Origin of the sequence: Burkholderia sp. FERM BP-3421 (assembly GCF_028657905.1) — a bacterium.
Classification (GTDB): Bacteria; Pseudomonadota; Gammaproteobacteria; order Burkholderiales; family Burkholderiaceae; genus Burkholderia.
This window is the reverse complement of the sequence record NZ_CP117782.1, coordinates 2,294,976-2,310,307: the sequence shown is the minus strand read 5'-3', so window position 1 is coordinate 2,310,307 and position 15,332 is coordinate 2,294,976. Positions and strand designations below refer to the sequence as shown.

Genomic DNA, 15,332 nt, shown 5'->3' with positions numbered 1-15,332 from the left:
ATCACACCGATGACCCAGGAGACCAGCCGGCATGAGCGATTCCTCCCCGTGCGCCGACGGCGGGCGCTGCACCGTGCGCGACGCCGTGTTCGATCTGTTCCGCCAGTTCGGCATCGACACGGTGTTCGGCAACCCCGGCTCGACCGAACTGCCGATGTTCCGTGATTTCCCGGCCGATTTCCGCTATGTGCTCGGGCTGCAGGAGGCGGTGGTGGTCGGCATGGCGGACGGCCATGCGCAGGCGCGTCGCAATGCGGCGGTCGTGAACCTGCATTCGGCGGCGGGCGTCGGTCATGCGATGGGCAACCTGTTCACCGCGTTCCGCAACAAGACGCCGCTGATCGTCACGGCGGGCCAGCAGGCGCGCGCGATCCTGCCCTTCGAGCCGTTCCTCGGCGCGAGCCAGGCGGCGGAACTGCCGAAGCCCTATGTGAAATGGAGCATCGAGCCGGCGCGCGCGCAGGACGTCCCGGCAGCGATCGCGCGCGCTTATCGCATCGCGATGCAGGAGCCGCGCGGTCCGGTGTTCGTGTCGATTCCGGTCGACGACTGGGACCAGCCCGCCGAACGGCTTCCCGCGCGACGGGTGAGCGAGGTGGTGGCGCCCGATCCGGACGCGCTGGCGGCTTTGGGCGCGGCGCTCGACGCGTGCGCGCGTCCCGCGTTCGTGGTCGGCGCGGCGCTCGAGCGTGCCGGGGCCTGGGACGAGGCCGTGCGGCTCGCGGAACGGCACGGCGCGCGCGTCCATGCCGCGCCGATGTCGGGGCGCTGCAGCTTCCCCGAGGATCATCCGCTGTTCGCGGGGTTTCTGCCTGCGGCGCGCGAGCGGATCGTCGCGCAGCTTGCGGGTCACGACCTGATCCTCGCGTTTGGCGCGCCCGCGTTCACGTACCACGTCGAGGGGTTCGGCCCGCATGTGCCGGCGGGCGCGCGCCTGTATCAGCTGGTCGACGACCCGGGCGTCGCCGCGTGGACGCCGGTCGGCGACGCGGTGGTCGGCAACCTGCGGCTCGCGGCGCGCGAACTGCTCGCGCGCGCGGCGCCCGCGCCCCGGCCGGCGCCCGCGCCGCGCGCGGCGCGCGAGCGGGTCGAGCCGGCTGGGCCTGGCGCGCGGATGTCGGTTGCTTATGCGCTGCAGACGCTCGCGGACGCGCGCAGCCCGGCCGACATCGTGGTCGAGGAAGCGCCGAGCGCGCGGCCGGTGATGCAGCGCCACTTGCCGTTTACGCGAAGCGGCACGTTCTACACGATGGACAGCGGCGGCCTCGGCTACGGGATGCCGGCCGCCGTGGGCGTCGCGCTCGCGCAGCCGGGCCGGCGCGTGATCGCGCTGATCGGCGACGGGTCGAGCCTGTATTCGATCCAGGCGCTGTGGAGCGCCGCGCATTTGGCGTTGCCGATGACCTTCGTGATCCTCAACAACGGATGTTATGCGGCGCTGCGCGAGTTCGCCCCGGTGTTCGGTTTCGCGCCGGATGAGCCGGTGCAGGGCACCGCGCTGCCGGGCCTCGATTTCGTCGCGCTGGCCGAGGGGCTGGGTTGCCGCGGCGTGCGCGTGCGCGACGCGCATGCGCTGCGGGGTGCGCTCGACGAGGCGCTGCATGCGCCGACGCCCGTGCTGGTCGAAGTCGAGGTTGCGTGACGGACAGGCGAGGCGGGCGGAGACGTAAGCATGACGACAGCGATCACGTGCGCGACGCGCATGCGCTGCGGAGCGCGCTCGACGAAGCGGTGCGCGCGCCGACGCCCGCGCCGGTCGAAGTCGAGATCGCGTGACGGACACGCAAGGCGATCGTAGACGTAAGAATGAAGACAGCGACGGTGTGTGCGCCGCGCATGCGCTTCGGAGCGCGCTCGACGAAGCGCCGCGCGCGCCGGCGCCCTACGAATCGACATCAAGCTCGCATGACGGATATACCAGGCAACCGGAGACAGAAGAATGGAGACAACGACGATGCTGATCGGCGGCGCGCGCCGCGCCGCGCGCGACGGCGCGACCTTCGAGCGCCGCAACCCGCTCGACGGCGCGCTCGCGACCCGCGCGAGCGCGGCGACGGTCGATGACGCGCGCGCGGCGGTCGACGCGGCGGCGGCCGCGTTCGGCCCGTGGGCCGCGCTGGGGCCGAGCGCGCGGCGCGCCTGCCTGCTCGATGCCGCCCGTGCGCTCGAGGCGCGGCGCGCGCGGTTTGCCGCCGCGATGGCCGCGGAAACCGGCGCGTCCGCGCAGTGGGCCGGCTTCAACGTGCAGTTGGCCGCGAACGGGCTGATCGAGGCCGCTGCGCTGGCGACCCAGGTCGGCGGCGAACTGATTCCGTCGGATCTGCCGGGCTCGCTCGCGATGGGGGTGCGGCAGCCCGCCGGGGTGGTGCTCGGGATCGCGCCGTGGAACGCGCCGGTGATCCTCGGCGTGCGCGCGCTCGCGCTGCCGCTCGCCTGCGGCAACACCGTGGTGTTCAAGGGTTCGGAGCTGTGTCCGGCCACCCATGCGCTGATCGTCGACGCGTTCGAGGACGCGGGGCTGCCGCCCGGCGTCGTCAACTTCGTGACGAACGCGCCCGCCGACGCGGCCGCGATCGTCGACGCGATGATCGCGCATCCGGCCGTGCGGCGCGTGAACTTCACGGGCTCGACCGAGGTGGGGCGGCTGATCGCCGCGCGCTGCGCGGCGCACCTGAAGCCCGCCGTGCTCGAACTGGGCGGCAAGGCCCCGTTCCTCGTGCTCGACGACGCCGATCTCGACGCGGCGGTCGACGCGGCCGCGTTCGGCGCATTCGCGAATGCCGGGCAGATCTGCATGTCGACCGAGCGGATCATCGTCGACGTGCGGATCGCCGACGCGTTCGTCGCGCGCCTGGCCGCCAAGGCCGCCTCGCTGTCGCTCGGGGATCCGCGCGAGGGGCCGGTGGTGCTCGGCCCGGTGGCCGATGCGCGCACCGTCGCGCGCTGCAACGCGCTGATCGACGACGCGCTTGCGCACGGCGCGCGCCTGCTGTGCGGCGGCCGGGCCGACAGCGTGCTGATGCCGGCGACGCTGCTCGACCACGTGACGCCCGCGATGCGGATCTATCGCGACGAATCGTTCGGGCCGGTCAAGGGCATCGTGCGGGTCGACGGTGACGAGGCCGCGATCGCGTGCGCGAACGACAACGCGTTCGGCCTGTCGTCGGCGGTGTTCAGCCGCGACATCGCGCGCGCATGGCGGGTCGCCGCGCGCCTCGAGACGGGCATCTGCCACGTGAACGGGCCGACCGTGCACGACGAGGCGCAGATGCCGTTCGGCGGCGTGAAGGACAGCGGCTTCGGCCATTTCGGCGGCAAGGCGGGCGTGGCGGCGTTCACCGACCTGCGCTGGATGACGGTGCAGACTGCGCCGCGTCACTATCCGTTCTGAAGGAGGCGGCGATGAGAATCGCGATGCTGGGCGCGGGCGCGATGGGCTCGTTGTTCGGCGGCCTGCTCGCCGAGCGCGGCCATGCGGTGAGCCTGCTCGACGTCGACGACGCGCGGCTGGCCGCGCTGCGCCGCGACGGGCTGCTGCTCGACACCGACGCGGGCGCGCGCCGCGTGACCGGCCTGCGTGCGCTGCGGCCCGAAGAGGCCGATGCGCCGCCCGCGCTCGTCGTGGTGTTCACGAAGGCGCGGCATACGCGCGCGGCGCTCGCCGGCGTGCGTGCGCTGCTCGCGGACGACACGCTGGTGCTGACCTTGCAGAACGGTCTGGGCAACGTCGAGGCGATACGCGAACAGGTGCCGGTGGAGCGCATCCTGGTGGGCGTGACCACCTGGCCGGCGGACCTCGCGGGGCCGGCCCACGTACGCTCGCACGGCACGGGCGGGATCCGGCTGATGAGCGCCGACGGCGTCGCGCGCGCGTCGGCGCACATGGTGGCCGAGATGCTCGACGCGGCGGGGCTGCATTGCACGGTCGACCCCGACATCTGGGCGGCGATCTGGGAGAAGGTCGCGTTCAACGCGGCGCTCAATCCCTTGTGTACGGTCACGGGCTGCACGGTCGACCAGTTGGGCGCGTGCGACGACGGTCCGTCGCTGGCGCTCGCCGTGGTGGCGGAAACGCTGGCGGTCGCGCGTGCGCGCGGGATCGCGGTCGACGAGGGCGTGGTGCGGGCGAATGTGCTGCATGCGATCGCCGAGCATCGCGGGCATCGGCCGTCGATGCTGCAGGACGCGCTGGCGGCGCGCCGCACCGAGATCGAGGCGATCAACGGCGCGGTGGTCGCGGCCGCGCGTGACGCGGGCGTCGCGACGCCATGCACCGAGATGTTGCTGCGGCTCGTGCGCGTGATCGACGCGCGCGCGGGTTAGCGGGCCGGCGGGCGTGCATCGCGCCCGCCGGCGGTTCGTCCGCACGTTCCTCGGGCGCCGCCGCCGGCGGTGCGGCGCCCGCCGACGCCGGGGGCGGCGTCGGTTCGATGCAGCCGCCCACGCGCGCGTCGCGCCAACGGCACATGGCCCGACAGAGGCCGGCCCGGCTCATGACGCGCCGCCGATCCAGGAGACGAAATGAAGCACCAGGTCCGACCGGGCACCCGCCCGGCCATGCTTTGCACGCCCCGATCCCCGTCGAAGCGGAGGCCGTCATGAGCGCGGGGCGGGAGTCCCCGCTCGCGATCGATGTCGGCGCGACGCTCGATCATGGGCCGTTTACCCCGATGCAGCGCTGCGTGGTGCTGCTCGCCGCGCTGTCGATCGTGTTCGATGGTTTCGACAGCCAGCTGATCGGTTTCGCGATTCCCGTGCTGATGCGCGAATGGGGCGTCGCGCGCGGCGCATTCGCGCCCGTGGTTGCGGCGGGGCTGATCGGGATGGGGGTCGGCAGCGCATGCGCGGGGCTGATCGCCGATCGCTTCGGGCGGCGCTGGGCGATCATCGGCAGCGTGCTGTTGTTCGGCGCGGCGACCTGCGCGATCGGCTTCGCCCCCGATATCGCGACGATCGCGGGCCTGCGCTTCGTGGCGGGATTGGGCATCGGCGGCGCGTTGCCGAGCGCGACCACGATGACGGCCGAATTCACGCCCGCGCGCCGCCGCACCGTGATGGTGACCGCGACGATCGTCTGCGTGCCGCTGGGCGGCATGCTCGCGGGGCTGTTCGCGCATGGCGTGTTGCCCGCCTATGGCTGGCGCGGGCTGTTCGTGATCGGCGGCGCGTTGCCGCTCGGACTCGGCGCGCTGCTCGTGCGCGCCTTGCCGGAATCGCCGCGCTACCTTGCGCGGCGGCCGCAACGCTGGGCCGAACTGGCGCGTTTGCTCGCGCGCATGCGGCGGCCGGTTGCGCCCGGCGCGGTCTTCGCCGATGCCGGCGAGCCCGCCGCGCACGCATCGTCGGGATTCCGCGCGCTGTTCGCGGCGGGACAGGCGCGCGACACGCTGGCGCTGTGGTGCGCGTTCTTCATGTGCCTGCTCGCGGTGTACAGTGCGTTCAGCTGGCTGCCGACCATGCTGATCGCCGCCGGCCTCGACGTGTCGACGGCCGGCGCGGGGCTCACCGCGTACAACCTCGGCGGCGTGCTGGGCGCGCTCGGCTGCGCGTTCGCGATCGGCCGCTTCGGGTCGCGCGTGCCGCTCGCGCTGTGCTGCGTCGGCGGCGCGGCGAGCGCGGCGGCGCTGCTCGGCGTCGACGCGGGCGCGCACACCCGTTGGCTGATCGTGGGACTCGGCGCGCACGGCTTGTTCGTCAATGCGGTGCAGTCGACGATGTACGCGCTGTGCGCGCATATCTATCCGACGCCGGTGCGCGCGACCGGTACGGCGAGCGCGCTCGCGTTCGGCCGTCTCGGCGCGATCCTGAGCGCGTTCGCGGGCGCGGCGGTGATCACGGCGGGCGGCGCGCCCGCCTATCTCGCGATGCTGGCGGCCGCGATGGGAGCAGTGTGCGTGGCGCTGCTCGCGGTGCGACGGCACATCCCGCGTGTGCGCGGCGGCGCGGCGCGCGTGGACGAGGCGTTCGCGCGGCCGTCCGCGTGACGCCCGCGGACCGCGGCCCCGCATGCGGGAGCGCGCGGTCCGCCCGGCATCACAACGTGGTGCGCACGTGCCACAGCTCCGGGAACAGCACGACGTCGAGCATCTTGCGCAGGTACGGCGCGCCGTCGGTGCCGCCCGTACCCTGCTTGAAGCCGATGATCCGCTCGACCGTCGTGACATGGCGGAAGCGCCACTGACGGAACGCATCCTCGAGATCGACCAGTTCCTCGGCCAGTTCGTACAGTTCCCAGTGCGCGTCGGGGGCGCGATAGATCTCGAGCCACGCGGCCTCGACCGACGCGTCGTGCTCAGTGGGGCCGGTCCAGTCGCGCTCGAGGCGCGCGGGCGCGATCGGGAAGCCGCGCCGCGCGAGCAGGCGGATCACCTCGTCGTACAGCGAGGGCGCCTCGAGCGTGTCGCGCACCTGGGCGAGGACGTCGGGCCGGTGCGCGTGCGGGCGCAGCATCTGCGGATTCTTGTTGCCGAGCAGGAATTCGAGCTGCCGGTACTGGTAGGACTGGAAGCCCGACGACGCGCCGAGATACGGCCGCATCGCCGAATACTCGGACGGCGTCATGGTCGCGAGCACGTTCCACGCCTGCACCAGCTGTTCGAGGATCCGCGACACGCGCGCGAGCATCTTGAACGCGGGCGGCAGCGCATCGCCGCGGATCGACGCGAGCGCCGCGCGCAGCTCGAACAGCGCGAGCTTCATCCACAGCTCGCTGGTCTGATGCTGGATGATGAACAGCATCTCGTTGTGGTCGGGCGACAACGGGTGCTGCGCGTCGAGGATCGCGCCGAGCGACAGGTAGTCGCCGTAGCTCATCGAGGTCGAGAAATCGAGCTGGGCGCTGTGCCAGCCGTCGCCGTCGGCGCGCGCGCCGGAAAACGGGCAGCCGGACGGCGCGCCGTCGCCGGGGGTGGGCAGGGGGCCGGGATTCACATCTGTCTCCGTGGTTTGAATGAGGCGTGCGGCTCAGGTCACCGTCGCGCGCGCGGCGAATTCGGGCGCGCGCCACGCTTGCGAGACCAGTACGTCGCGCAGCGTCTCGACCGCATCCCACACGTCGACGAAGCGCGTATAGAGCGGCGTGAAGCCGAAGCGCAGGATGCGCGGTTCGCGATAGTCGCCGATCACGCCGCGCGCGATCAGCGCCTGCATCACCTCGTAGCCGTGCGGGTGCTCGACGCTTGCCTGCGAGCCGCGCTGATGATGCGCGCGCGGCGTGACGAGCTTCAGCGCCTGCCCCTCGCAGCGCTGCTCGACGAGCGCGATGAACGCGTCGGACAACGCGAGCGACTTGCGGCGCAGCGCGGCCATGTCGGTTTGCGCGAACACGTCGAGACCGCATTCGACCATCGACATCGACACGATCGGCTGGGTGCCGCACAGGAATTTCGCGATGCCCGGATCGGGCTCGAACGCGGGGGTCATCGCGAACGGCGCGCGGTGTCCCCACCAGCCCGACAGCGGTTGCTCGTAGTCGGCCTGGCGGCGTGCCGGCACCCACACGAAGGCGGGCGCGCCGGGGCCGCCGTTCAGGTATTTGTAGGTGCAGCCGACCGCGCCGTCCGCGCCCGCGCCGTTCAGGTCGACCGGCACCGCGCCTGCCGAGTGCGCGAGATCCCACAGCATCAGCGCGCCCGCCTGCCGGACCGTGTGCGTGACCGCCGTCATGTCGTGCATGTAGCCGGTGCGGTAGTTCACGTGCGTGAGCATCGCGACCGCGGTGTCGTCGCCGAGCGCGGCGGGCAGGTCGGCCGGGTCGTCGATGAGCCGCAGCGTGTAGCCGCCGCCGAGCTGGGCGATCAGGCCTTGCGCGATGTACAGGTCGGTCGGGAAATTGGAGCGCTCCGATACGATCACGCGGCGCTCGGGCGCCTGCCGGCCCTGGTGGCGCAGCATCGCGGCGAGCAGCTTGTAGAGATTGATCGAGATGGTGTCGGTGATCACGATCTCGTCGCGGCCCGCGCCGACGAGCGGCGCGAGCCGGTCGCCGAGACGGCGCGGCAGCGCGAACCAGCCCGCGGTGTTCCAGCTGCGGATCAGACCGGCGCCCCATTCCTCGCCGATCACCTGCTGCGCGCGCGCGGCCGCCGCGCGCGGCTGCGCGCCGAGCGAATTGCCGTCGAGATAGAGCACGCCGTCGGGCAGCGCGAACTGGTCGCGCAACGGCGCGAGCGGGTCGTCGCGGTCGAGCGCGAGGGCGTCTTCACGGGAATGGATCATGAGCGTCATGGGCAGGGTGGACGTAACGAAACGGATTGGGGTTCAGCGCGGGGCCGGCAGCGCGCGCAGCACGGCGCGCACGGGGCTCGCGTCGAGCGTCGCGAGCTTGAGCGGCAGCGCGATCAGTTCATAGTCGCCGGGCGGCACGGCGTCGAGCACGAGGCCTTCGAGGATCGCCATTCGATGCGTGCGGATGCGGTGGTGCGCGTCCATGGTCTTCGATTCCTGCGGGTCGAGCGACGGCGTGTCGATGCCGATCAGGCGCACGCCGTGCTCGGCGAGCAGGTCGATGGTCTGCGGCGCGACGGCGCAGAACGCGCTGTCCCAGTGGCGTTGCGCCGCCTCGTGGCAGGTGCGCAGCAGCACGCGCGGCGGCGCGCCGGCGAGCGCCGCGCGCAGGGCGTCCGGGCGCACCGCGGGCGCGGCGTCGAGGCAGTGGATCACGCGGCACGGCCCGAGGTAGGCATCGAGCGGCACCGCGCCGATCGGCGCGCCGGCCGCGTCGTAGTGGAGCGGCGCGTCGGCGTGCGCGCCCGTGTGCGGCGACAGCGTGAACCGGCCGACGTTGACGGGCGAGCCCGCCTCCATGCGCCACACGCGTTCGATCGAGACCGGCGTGTCGCCGGGCCAGACCGGCGTGGCGGGGTCGATCGGCGGTGAAATGTCCCAGAGCGTGTCCATGCGTGCGTAGCGGAAGTGAACGCTAGCGATGATAGGCAAAGCCGCGTCGAACGTGCTTGCAAAATAGGCATGGACAATCCACCAATTTGGCAGATAATTCGAAACAGCGTTAAAACGGGGACCAAAAATGCATGCGATTACGCTCGACGCCACCGATTGCCGTATTCTGGCCGTACTTCAGCAAGAGGGACGGATCAGCAACCTGGACCTGGCCGAGCGCATTGCGCTCTCGCCGTCCGCCTGTCTGCGCCGAATGCGCCTGCTGGAAGAACAGGGCGTGATCGAGTGCTACCGCGCGTGCCTGAGCCGCGAGAAACTGGGCTTCGAGCTGGAGGCGTTCGTGCAGGTATCGATGCGCAACGACCAGACGCACTGGCACGAGCGTTTCGCGGAGGCGCTGCGGGAATGGCCGGAGGTGGTGGGCGCGTTCGTCGTGACGGGCGAGAGCCACTATCTGCTGCGCGTGCTCGCGCACAATCTGAAGCACTACTCGGACTTCGTGCTGAACCACCTGTACAAGGCGCCGGGCGTGATGGACATCCGCTCGAACATCGTGCTGCAGACCTTGAAGGACGAAGCGGGCCCGCCGGTGGCGCTGGCCCGCACCGGCGCGCTCAAAGTGCTGTGAGCGCGTGGAAGCCGCCGCTCTGGAACACGAGCGGCGCGAGCGCTGCGGCGTCGGGGTGCACGCCGCAGCGCTCGACCTCGCCGACGAAGATCACGTGGTCGCCCTCGTCGTAGCGGCTGCGGTTGTGGCACTCGAACCAGGCGAGCGCGCCGTCGAGCACCGGCATGCCGGAGTCGCCCGCCGCGTGCGACACGCCCTCGAAGCGGTCGCCCTTGACGGTCGCGAAGCGCCGGCACAGATCGAGCTGCGACGCGGCCAGCACGTTGACGACATAATGGCTGTTGCCGCGGAACACCGGCAGCGACGCCGATTTGAGCGCGAGGCTCCACAGCACGAGCGGCGGATCGAGCGAGACCGAGTTGAACGAACTCGCGGTGATGCCGATCAGCTGGCCGGACGGCGCGCGCGTCGTGATCACGGTCACGCCGGTCGCGAACTGGCCGAGCGCGTGACGGAACGCGGCGACGTCGAAATTGGGCGGAACGGCCTGCTTCATGGCGCGATGGCTCGCGGGACGAGGGGGCGGGAGCAGCGGATAAAGGTCGGGTCGATCATCTGGAAATTCACCAAGTTGCCCCGATTTTAGCGGAATCGCGTCGCGCTGCGGCCTGCCCGACCGGGCGCGGCGAGTGGGCGACCTGACATTGGGGCGGTGCGGATGCCGCTCCCGGGCATTGACTGGACGCAACAAGGAGCCGATATGAATCAAGCTGCAAGCGAAGTCGCCACGCTCGGCGGCGGCTGTTTCTGGTGCACGGAGGCGGTGTTCCTGGACATCGACGGCGTGACGGCCGTGGAATCCGGCTATGCGGGCGGCCATACGCGCGCGCCGGGCTATCGCGACGTGTGCGAGGGCGACACGGGCCATGCCGAGGTGGTCAAGGTCACGTTCGATCCGGCGCGCATCAGCTATCGCGAGGTCGTCGAGATCTTCTTCGCGACCCACGATCCGACCCAGTTGAACCGGCAGGGCAACGACACCGGCACGCAGTATCGCTCGGTCGTGTTCACGCACTCGGACGCGCAGCGCGACACCGCGCGGCAGGTGATCGACGAGCTGACGCGCGAGCAGGTGTTCGGCGCGCCGATCGTCACCCAGGTCGTGCCGCTCGACGACGACAACTACTGGCCCGCCGAGGCGTATCACCAGAACTATTACGCGCGCAATCCGGAGCAGGGCTACTGCGCGGCCGTGATCGGCCCGAAGGTCGCGAAGTTCCGGCAGAAGTTCGCGCACCGGCTGAAGTCGCGGCACGGGTAAGGCGCGTCGGCGGCGCGGCCCGGCGGGGGGGCGCGCCGTCACGACCGCGCCGTCACGACCGCGCCGTCACGACCGCGCCGTCACGACCGCGCCGCCACGACCGCGCCGCCACAACCGCGCCGTCACAACCGTATCGCCACGGCCGCGCCGTCACGGCCTTGCTGTCGGGCCTCTGCCGTCACGGTTTCGCGGCCACGGCCTCGCGGTCGCGATCCCGATGTGGCGGACTTCGCCGTCGCGCCCGCGACGTTCGCGCCACCGGCCCCTGAGCGCCGCCTCCCAAGCGCTGGCCCCTACGCGCCGGCCTGAGCCGCTTCGCCTCTCAACTGCGTGCAAGCGGCGGCAATTTCCGCCGCGAGCGCCATGCACGACAGCGGCGCGGAGCCTTCCGCCTTGTTGTTGATCGTGATGAGGACCGGCTGCCCGGCGAGCACGTAGCGCGCCGCGAGTTCGGCGAGCGCCGCGCGCGTGTTCGGATCCTCGTCGACGAGCTTGTCGAACGGCTCGTACTTCGCCTTCGCCTGCTCGTACTTGAATCCGCCGTGCAGGCTCCAGCGCACGATCAGCGGCCCGGCCGGCGCATCGCCGTCGAGCAGCGCGAGCGCGGCCGCCTGGCGCAATGGATCCGGCATCCGCGCGTGCAGCCCCACGCAATAACGCACCCGCGCGGCCGCGAGCGCGCGGATGAAGCGCGGCGTCAGCAGGCACGCGTCGCGGATCTCGATCGCGTAGCGCGGGCCGTCGGGCTCGTCCGGCAGGGGCGGCAGCGCCGCGAAGAAGGCGCTCAGGCGATCGATCAGCGCGGCCGGATCGGCGAGCAGCGCATCGGGCAGCGGCGAGAACTGGAACACCAGCGCGCCCGCCTTGCGGCCGAGGCCCTCCAGGCAGGGCCGCACGAATTCGTCGGCGGCGAGCTGCGCATTGAGGAACGCGGGATTCGGCCCGGCCGGTTCGCCGCGCGTGCCGCGCACCACCGCGTCGGTCACCGATGCGGGCGCCTTGACGACGAAGCGGAATTCATCGGGCACCTGCTGCGCGTAGCGCAGGTAGTCGGCCACGCTGAGCGGCGCGTAGAACGAGCGGTCGAGGCTCACGCTGCGCAGCAGCGGATGCGCGCCGTACGCTTCCAGCCCCTCGCGGGACAGCTTCTGCTGCGCGTAGTCGTCGCCGTAGACGATCCCGCTCCAGCCCGGAAAGTGCCATGACGACGTGCCCAGTCGAACCCGCGGCGGCAGCGCGGCGGCCGCCGCCGCGACCTCGGGCGTGGGGGCGGCGGGCAGCACGCCGCGGCGTCGGGGGCGTTTGCGCGCGGCGTCGGGCGCGGCGTCGACGCCGGGCAGCGCGGCCGTCAGGGCCGGGGCCTCGGCGTCGCGCGGGCGGGCGGCGGCGGGCGTTCGCGCGGGGCGTTCGCCTGCCGCGTCGGGAGCGGAGGCTGCGGGCGCGCCGCCGAACAGGTCGAATTGGCCGTCGTGGTCCTGTCCGGCGCCTGCGGCGCCGTCCTCCGGTTGTGTTGGCGCCGGAGTGCGCCGCGTCCTGCCGTCACCCATGCATCGTCGTGTCAGTGCGCCGCCTAGCGCGGCAGCGCGTGTTCGTACATGTAGCGCCGCGACCAGGGCAGCGTTTTCGCGCTGCGGCCCGCCTTGCGGCACACGATCTGGAAGATCGACACGTCGTCGTGTTCGAACGCATACGCACAGCCGGCGAGGTAGACGCGCCAGATGCGGAATTTTTCGTCGTCGACGAGCGCCCTGGCTTCCTCGGCCTTCGCTTCGAAGTTCTCGGTCCAGATGTCGAGCGTGCGCGCATAGTGCCGACGCAGGCTCTCGACGTCAACCGCCTCGAGGCCGCCGCGCTGCGCGGCTTCGAGCGCGAGGCTCAGGTGCGGCAGCTCGCCGTCCGGGAACACGTAGCGGTCGATGAACTCGCCGCCGCCGAGCGCCGTCTCGCCGCTCTCGGCGTCGCTGGAGGTGATGCCGTGGTTCATCGCGACGCCGTCGTCGGCGAGCAGCTCGCGCACGTGCGCGAAGTAGGTCGGCAGGTTCTTGCGGCCGACGTGCTCGAACATCCCGACGCTCGTGATCCGATCAAACTGGCCCTCGACGTCGCGGTAGTCCTGCAGCCGGATCTCGATCTGGCCTTCGAGGCCCGCGCGCTTCACGCGCTCGGTCGCGAGGTCGAACTGGTTCTGCGACAGCGTGACGCCGACGCAGCGCGCGCCGAACTTCTGCGCGGCGCGCAGCACCAGCGCGCCCCAGCCGCAGCCGATGTCGAGCAGGCGCTGGCCGGGCTGCAGCTGGATCTTGGTCAGGATGTGATCGATCTTCTTGATCTGCGCGGTGGCGAGATCCTCGTCGCCGTTCTCGAAGTACGCGCACGAGTACACCATGTTCTCGTCGAGCCACAGCCGGTAGAACTCGTTGGAGACGTCGTAGTGATACTGGATCGCCTTCTTGTCCGACGATTTCGAATGATTGAAGTAGCGCTTCACGCGCGCGAGCTTGCCCGCGTTCGTCACGGTGCTGCGCGCGAGCGAATAGCTGATGTTGATGATGTCGGAGACCTTGCCCTCGATGTCGATCTTGCCCTTCACGTAGGCCTCGCCGAGATTGTCGAGGCTCGGGTCGAGCAGCAGCGGCAGCGCCGACGCGGTGTTGACCTTGAGCGTGACCTGCGGCGCCGCGAAGGTCCCGAAATCGAGCTGCTGGCCGTTCCACAACACGAGGCGCGCCGGCAGGTCCGCCTTCGCCCGTACTTCGTCTGCCCACTGTGCCAGCTTCTTTTCCCAGAACATTTGGATTCTCCGTTGTCTGTTGAAATGAATACAGCCTAGTTTTCGACCGGGCAGGCGAGCCTCACGCGCCCCGCGCCTGCCCGGGTGCAACACGAAACACGCGCGACGGCGCGCCGCGTCTTACGGCGACAGCCGCGACACGCTCCACCCCTGCGCCGCGCGCGTATACAGCAGACGGTCGTGCAGCCGCGACGGACGGCCCTGCCAGAATTCGATGCTGTCCGGCACCACGCGGTAGCCGCCCCAGTGCGGCGGGCGCGGCGGATGTTCGCCGTAGCGCGCGCTGATGTCGCGCTCGCGCGCTTCCAGCACCGCGCGGCTTTCGATCACCGCGCTCTGCTCCGACGCCCACGCGCCGATGCGCGAGCCGAGCGGGCGCGACGCGAAATAGCGGTCGCTCTCCTCGGCGCTCGTCTTCTCGATGCGGCCTTCGATGCGCACCTGGCGCTCCAGCTCGATCCAGTAGAACAGCAGCGCCGCGTGCGGATTGGCGCCGAGATCGTGGCCCTTGCGGCTGTCGTAGTTGGTGAAGAAGACGAAGCCGCGTTCGTCGACCGCCTTGATCAGCACGATGCGCGCCGACGGCCGGCCCTCGGCGTCGGCCGTGGCAAGCGTCATCGTGTTCGGTTCGGGCAGCTGCGCGCTGAGCGCTTCCTTGAACCAGGCGTCGAACTGGACGAACGGGTTCGGATTGACGTCGGCTTCATCGAGCGACGCGCGCGAGTAATTGATGCGGAGATCGGCAAGAGTCGTCATTTTTTATGCGGACACTTCAAGCGGGAATCAGTATAACGAAGGTGGGAAAAACCTGCGTGACCGCGACGCGGCAGCAGTTTAGTGCGGCGTTGAGGCAAAATAGAAGGTCGAACAACTTTCATTCAGCTTACTTTTATGCCGCGCGCCGATGCTATTGCGACAGAAACCGATGTTACTCCGGGCGTGCCGGATCAGCTTGACGCGGATCGCGTGCGGCGCTTCGGCGGGGTCGCGCGGCTGTACGGGGCGCCGGCGCTGGCCGCGTTCGAGCGTGCGCGGGTCGCGGTGATCGGCATCGGCGGGGTCGGTTCGTGGGCGGCCGAGGCGCTCGCGCGCAGCGCGGTCGGCGCGCTCACGCTGATCGATCTCGACAATGTGGCGGAGAGCAACACGAACCGCCAGATCCACGCGCTCGACGGCAACTACGGCAAGCCGAAGGTCGACGCGATGGCCGAGCGGATCGCGCTGATCGATCCGGCGTGCCGGGTCGACACGGTCGAGGATTTCGTCGAACCGGACAACTTCGAGCAATTGCTCGGCGGCGGCTTCGACTATGTGATCGACGCGATCGACAGCGTGCGCACCAAGGTCGCGCTGATCGCGTGGTGCGTCGCGCGCGGGCAGCCGCTGATCACGGTGGGCGGCGCGGGCGGCCAGTTCGACCCGACCCGGATCCGCATCGACGATCTCGCCAATACGATCCAGGATCCGCTGCTGTCGAAGGTGCGCGCGCAACTGCGCAAGTCGCACGGCTTTCCGCGCGGGCCGAAGGCGCGCTTCAAGGTGGACGCGGTGTATTCGGACGAGCCGCTGATCTATCCGGAGCCCGCGCAGGCCGACGCCTGCGCGCTCGACGCGGACGCCGCGCCGGCCGGCCCGGCCGGCCTCAATTGCGCGGGTTTCGGCTCCAGCGTGTGCGTGACCGCGAGCTTCGGCTTCGCCGCGTCCGCTCACGTGCTGAGGGCGCTGGCCGCGCGCGCCTGAGGCGCGCGGGCGGC

General features: G+C 71.0%; 15 protein-coding genes. 8 read left to right on the top strand and 7 right to left on the bottom strand.

Going from position 1 to position 15,332, the window contains the following annotated elements:
- Positions 1-31 precede the first annotated feature (31 nt).
- The 5 genes from mdlC (at position 32) to Bsp3421_RS26395 (ending at position 5,984) form a co-directional block, all read left to right on the top strand.
- The gene (mdlC, locus tag Bsp3421_RS26415; RefSeq protein WP_273998886.1) at positions 32-1,642 is read left to right on the top strand and encodes a benzoylformate decarboxylase; all 1,611 of its coding nucleotides are present in this window, start codon (positions 32-34) and stop codon (positions 1,640-1,642) included.
- On the top strand, positions 1,639-1,776 hold the full coding sequence (locus tag Bsp3421_RS26410) for a hypothetical protein (RefSeq protein ID WP_273998885.1): 138 nt from the start codon (positions 1,639-1,641) through the stop codon (positions 1,774-1,776). Before mdlC ends, Bsp3421_RS26410 begins: the two co-directional genes overlap by 4 nt.
- A 163-nt stretch (positions 1,777-1,939) precedes the next feature.
- The gene (locus tag Bsp3421_RS26405) at positions 1,940-3,391 is read left to right on the top strand and encodes an aldehyde dehydrogenase family protein (protein WP_273998883.1); all 1,452 of its coding nucleotides are present in this window, start codon (positions 1,940-1,942) and stop codon (positions 3,389-3,391) included.
- A gap of 11 nt (positions 3,392-3,402) precedes the next feature.
- Positions 3,403-4,323, top strand: a complete 921-nt coding sequence (locus tag Bsp3421_RS26400; protein ID WP_273998881.1) for a ketopantoate reductase family protein — start codon at positions 3,403-3,405, stop codon at positions 4,321-4,323.
- 275 nt (positions 4,324-4,598) lie between these two features.
- Positions 4,599-5,984, top strand: a complete 1,386-nt coding sequence (locus tag Bsp3421_RS26395; protein WP_273998879.1) for an MFS transporter — start codon at positions 4,599-4,601, stop codon at positions 5,982-5,984.
- 49 nt (positions 5,985-6,033) lie between these two features.
- On the opposite strand, the gene kynA is transcribed toward Bsp3421_RS26395, so the two are convergent.
- From kynA to kynB, 3 genes are read right to left on the bottom strand one after another with little or no spacing between them, the layout of a single operon-like run.
- The gene (kynA, locus tag Bsp3421_RS26390; RefSeq protein ID WP_274004364.1) at positions 6,034-6,915 is read right to left on the bottom strand and encodes a tryptophan 2,3-dioxygenase; all 882 of its coding nucleotides are present in this window, start codon (positions 6,913-6,915) and stop codon (positions 6,034-6,036) included.
- 48 nt (positions 6,916-6,963) lie between these two features.
- A complete protein-coding gene (gene kynU, locus Bsp3421_RS26385) occupies positions 6,964-8,214 on the bottom strand; it encodes a kynureninase (protein ID WP_274004363.1) in 1,251 nt (416 codons plus the stop codon).
- 45 nt (positions 8,215-8,259) lie between these two features.
- Positions 8,260-8,898: an arylformamidase gene (gene kynB, locus Bsp3421_RS26380; RefSeq protein ID WP_273998878.1), complete on the bottom strand. Its 639-nt coding sequence runs from the start codon at positions 8,896-8,898 to the stop codon at positions 8,260-8,262.
- A 127-nt stretch (positions 8,899-9,025) separates the two neighbouring features.
- Here kynB and Bsp3421_RS26375 point away from each other — a divergent pair, with 127 nt between their 5' ends.
- Positions 9,026-9,526 (top strand): Lrp/AsnC family transcriptional regulator, encoded by a 501-nt coding sequence (locus Bsp3421_RS26375; RefSeq protein WP_252981816.1) that lies wholly within the window; start codon positions 9,026-9,028, stop codon positions 9,524-9,526.
- Here the strand turns inward: Bsp3421_RS26375 and Bsp3421_RS26370 are convergent.
- Entirely contained in the window at positions 9,513-10,022 is a 510-nt protein-coding gene (locus tag Bsp3421_RS26370; RefSeq protein ID WP_273998877.1) for a flavin reductase family protein, read from the bottom strand. The two genes, Bsp3421_RS26375 and Bsp3421_RS26370, sit on opposite strands and share 14 nt — an antisense overlap.
- Positions 10,023-10,226: 204 nt before the next feature.
- Between Bsp3421_RS26370 and msrA the strand changes: the two genes are divergently transcribed.
- On the top strand, positions 10,227-10,787 hold the full coding sequence (gene msrA, locus Bsp3421_RS26365) for a peptide-methionine (S)-S-oxide reductase MsrA (protein WP_273998876.1): 561 nt from the start codon (positions 10,227-10,229) through the stop codon (positions 10,785-10,787).
- Positions 10,788-11,080: 293 nt separating this feature from the next.
- On the opposite strand, the gene Bsp3421_RS26360 is transcribed toward msrA, so the two are convergent.
- The 3 genes from Bsp3421_RS26360 to pdxH all read right to left on the bottom strand — a co-directional run bounded on the left by Bsp3421_RS26360 (position 11,081) and on the right by pdxH (position 14,334).
- Positions 11,081-12,334 (bottom strand): DUF72 domain-containing protein, encoded by a 1,254-nt coding sequence (locus tag Bsp3421_RS26360; protein WP_273998875.1) that lies wholly within the window; start codon positions 12,332-12,334, stop codon positions 11,081-11,083.
- A gap of 23 nt (positions 12,335-12,357) precedes the next feature.
- Positions 12,358-13,578 carry an SAM-dependent methyltransferase gene (locus Bsp3421_RS26355; RefSeq protein ID WP_273998873.1) on the bottom strand — a complete coding sequence of 407 codons (1,221 nt, stop codon included), beginning with the start codon at positions 13,576-13,578 and terminating at the stop codon, positions 12,358-12,360.
- 120 nt (positions 13,579-13,698) lie between these two features.
- The gene (gene pdxH, locus Bsp3421_RS26350) at positions 13,699-14,334 is read right to left on the bottom strand and encodes a pyridoxamine 5'-phosphate oxidase (RefSeq protein WP_273998872.1); all 636 of its coding nucleotides are present in this window, start codon (positions 14,332-14,334) and stop codon (positions 13,699-13,701) included.
- A 135-nt stretch (positions 14,335-14,469) separates the two neighbouring features.
- On the opposite strand from pdxH, the gene tcdA reads away from it, so the two are divergent.
- The gene (gene tcdA, locus Bsp3421_RS26345; protein ID WP_273998871.1) at positions 14,470-15,318 is read left to right on the top strand and encodes a tRNA cyclic N6-threonylcarbamoyladenosine(37) synthase TcdA; all 849 of its coding nucleotides are present in this window, start codon (positions 14,470-14,472) and stop codon (positions 15,316-15,318) included.
- Positions 15,319-15,332: the final 14 nt, after the last annotated feature.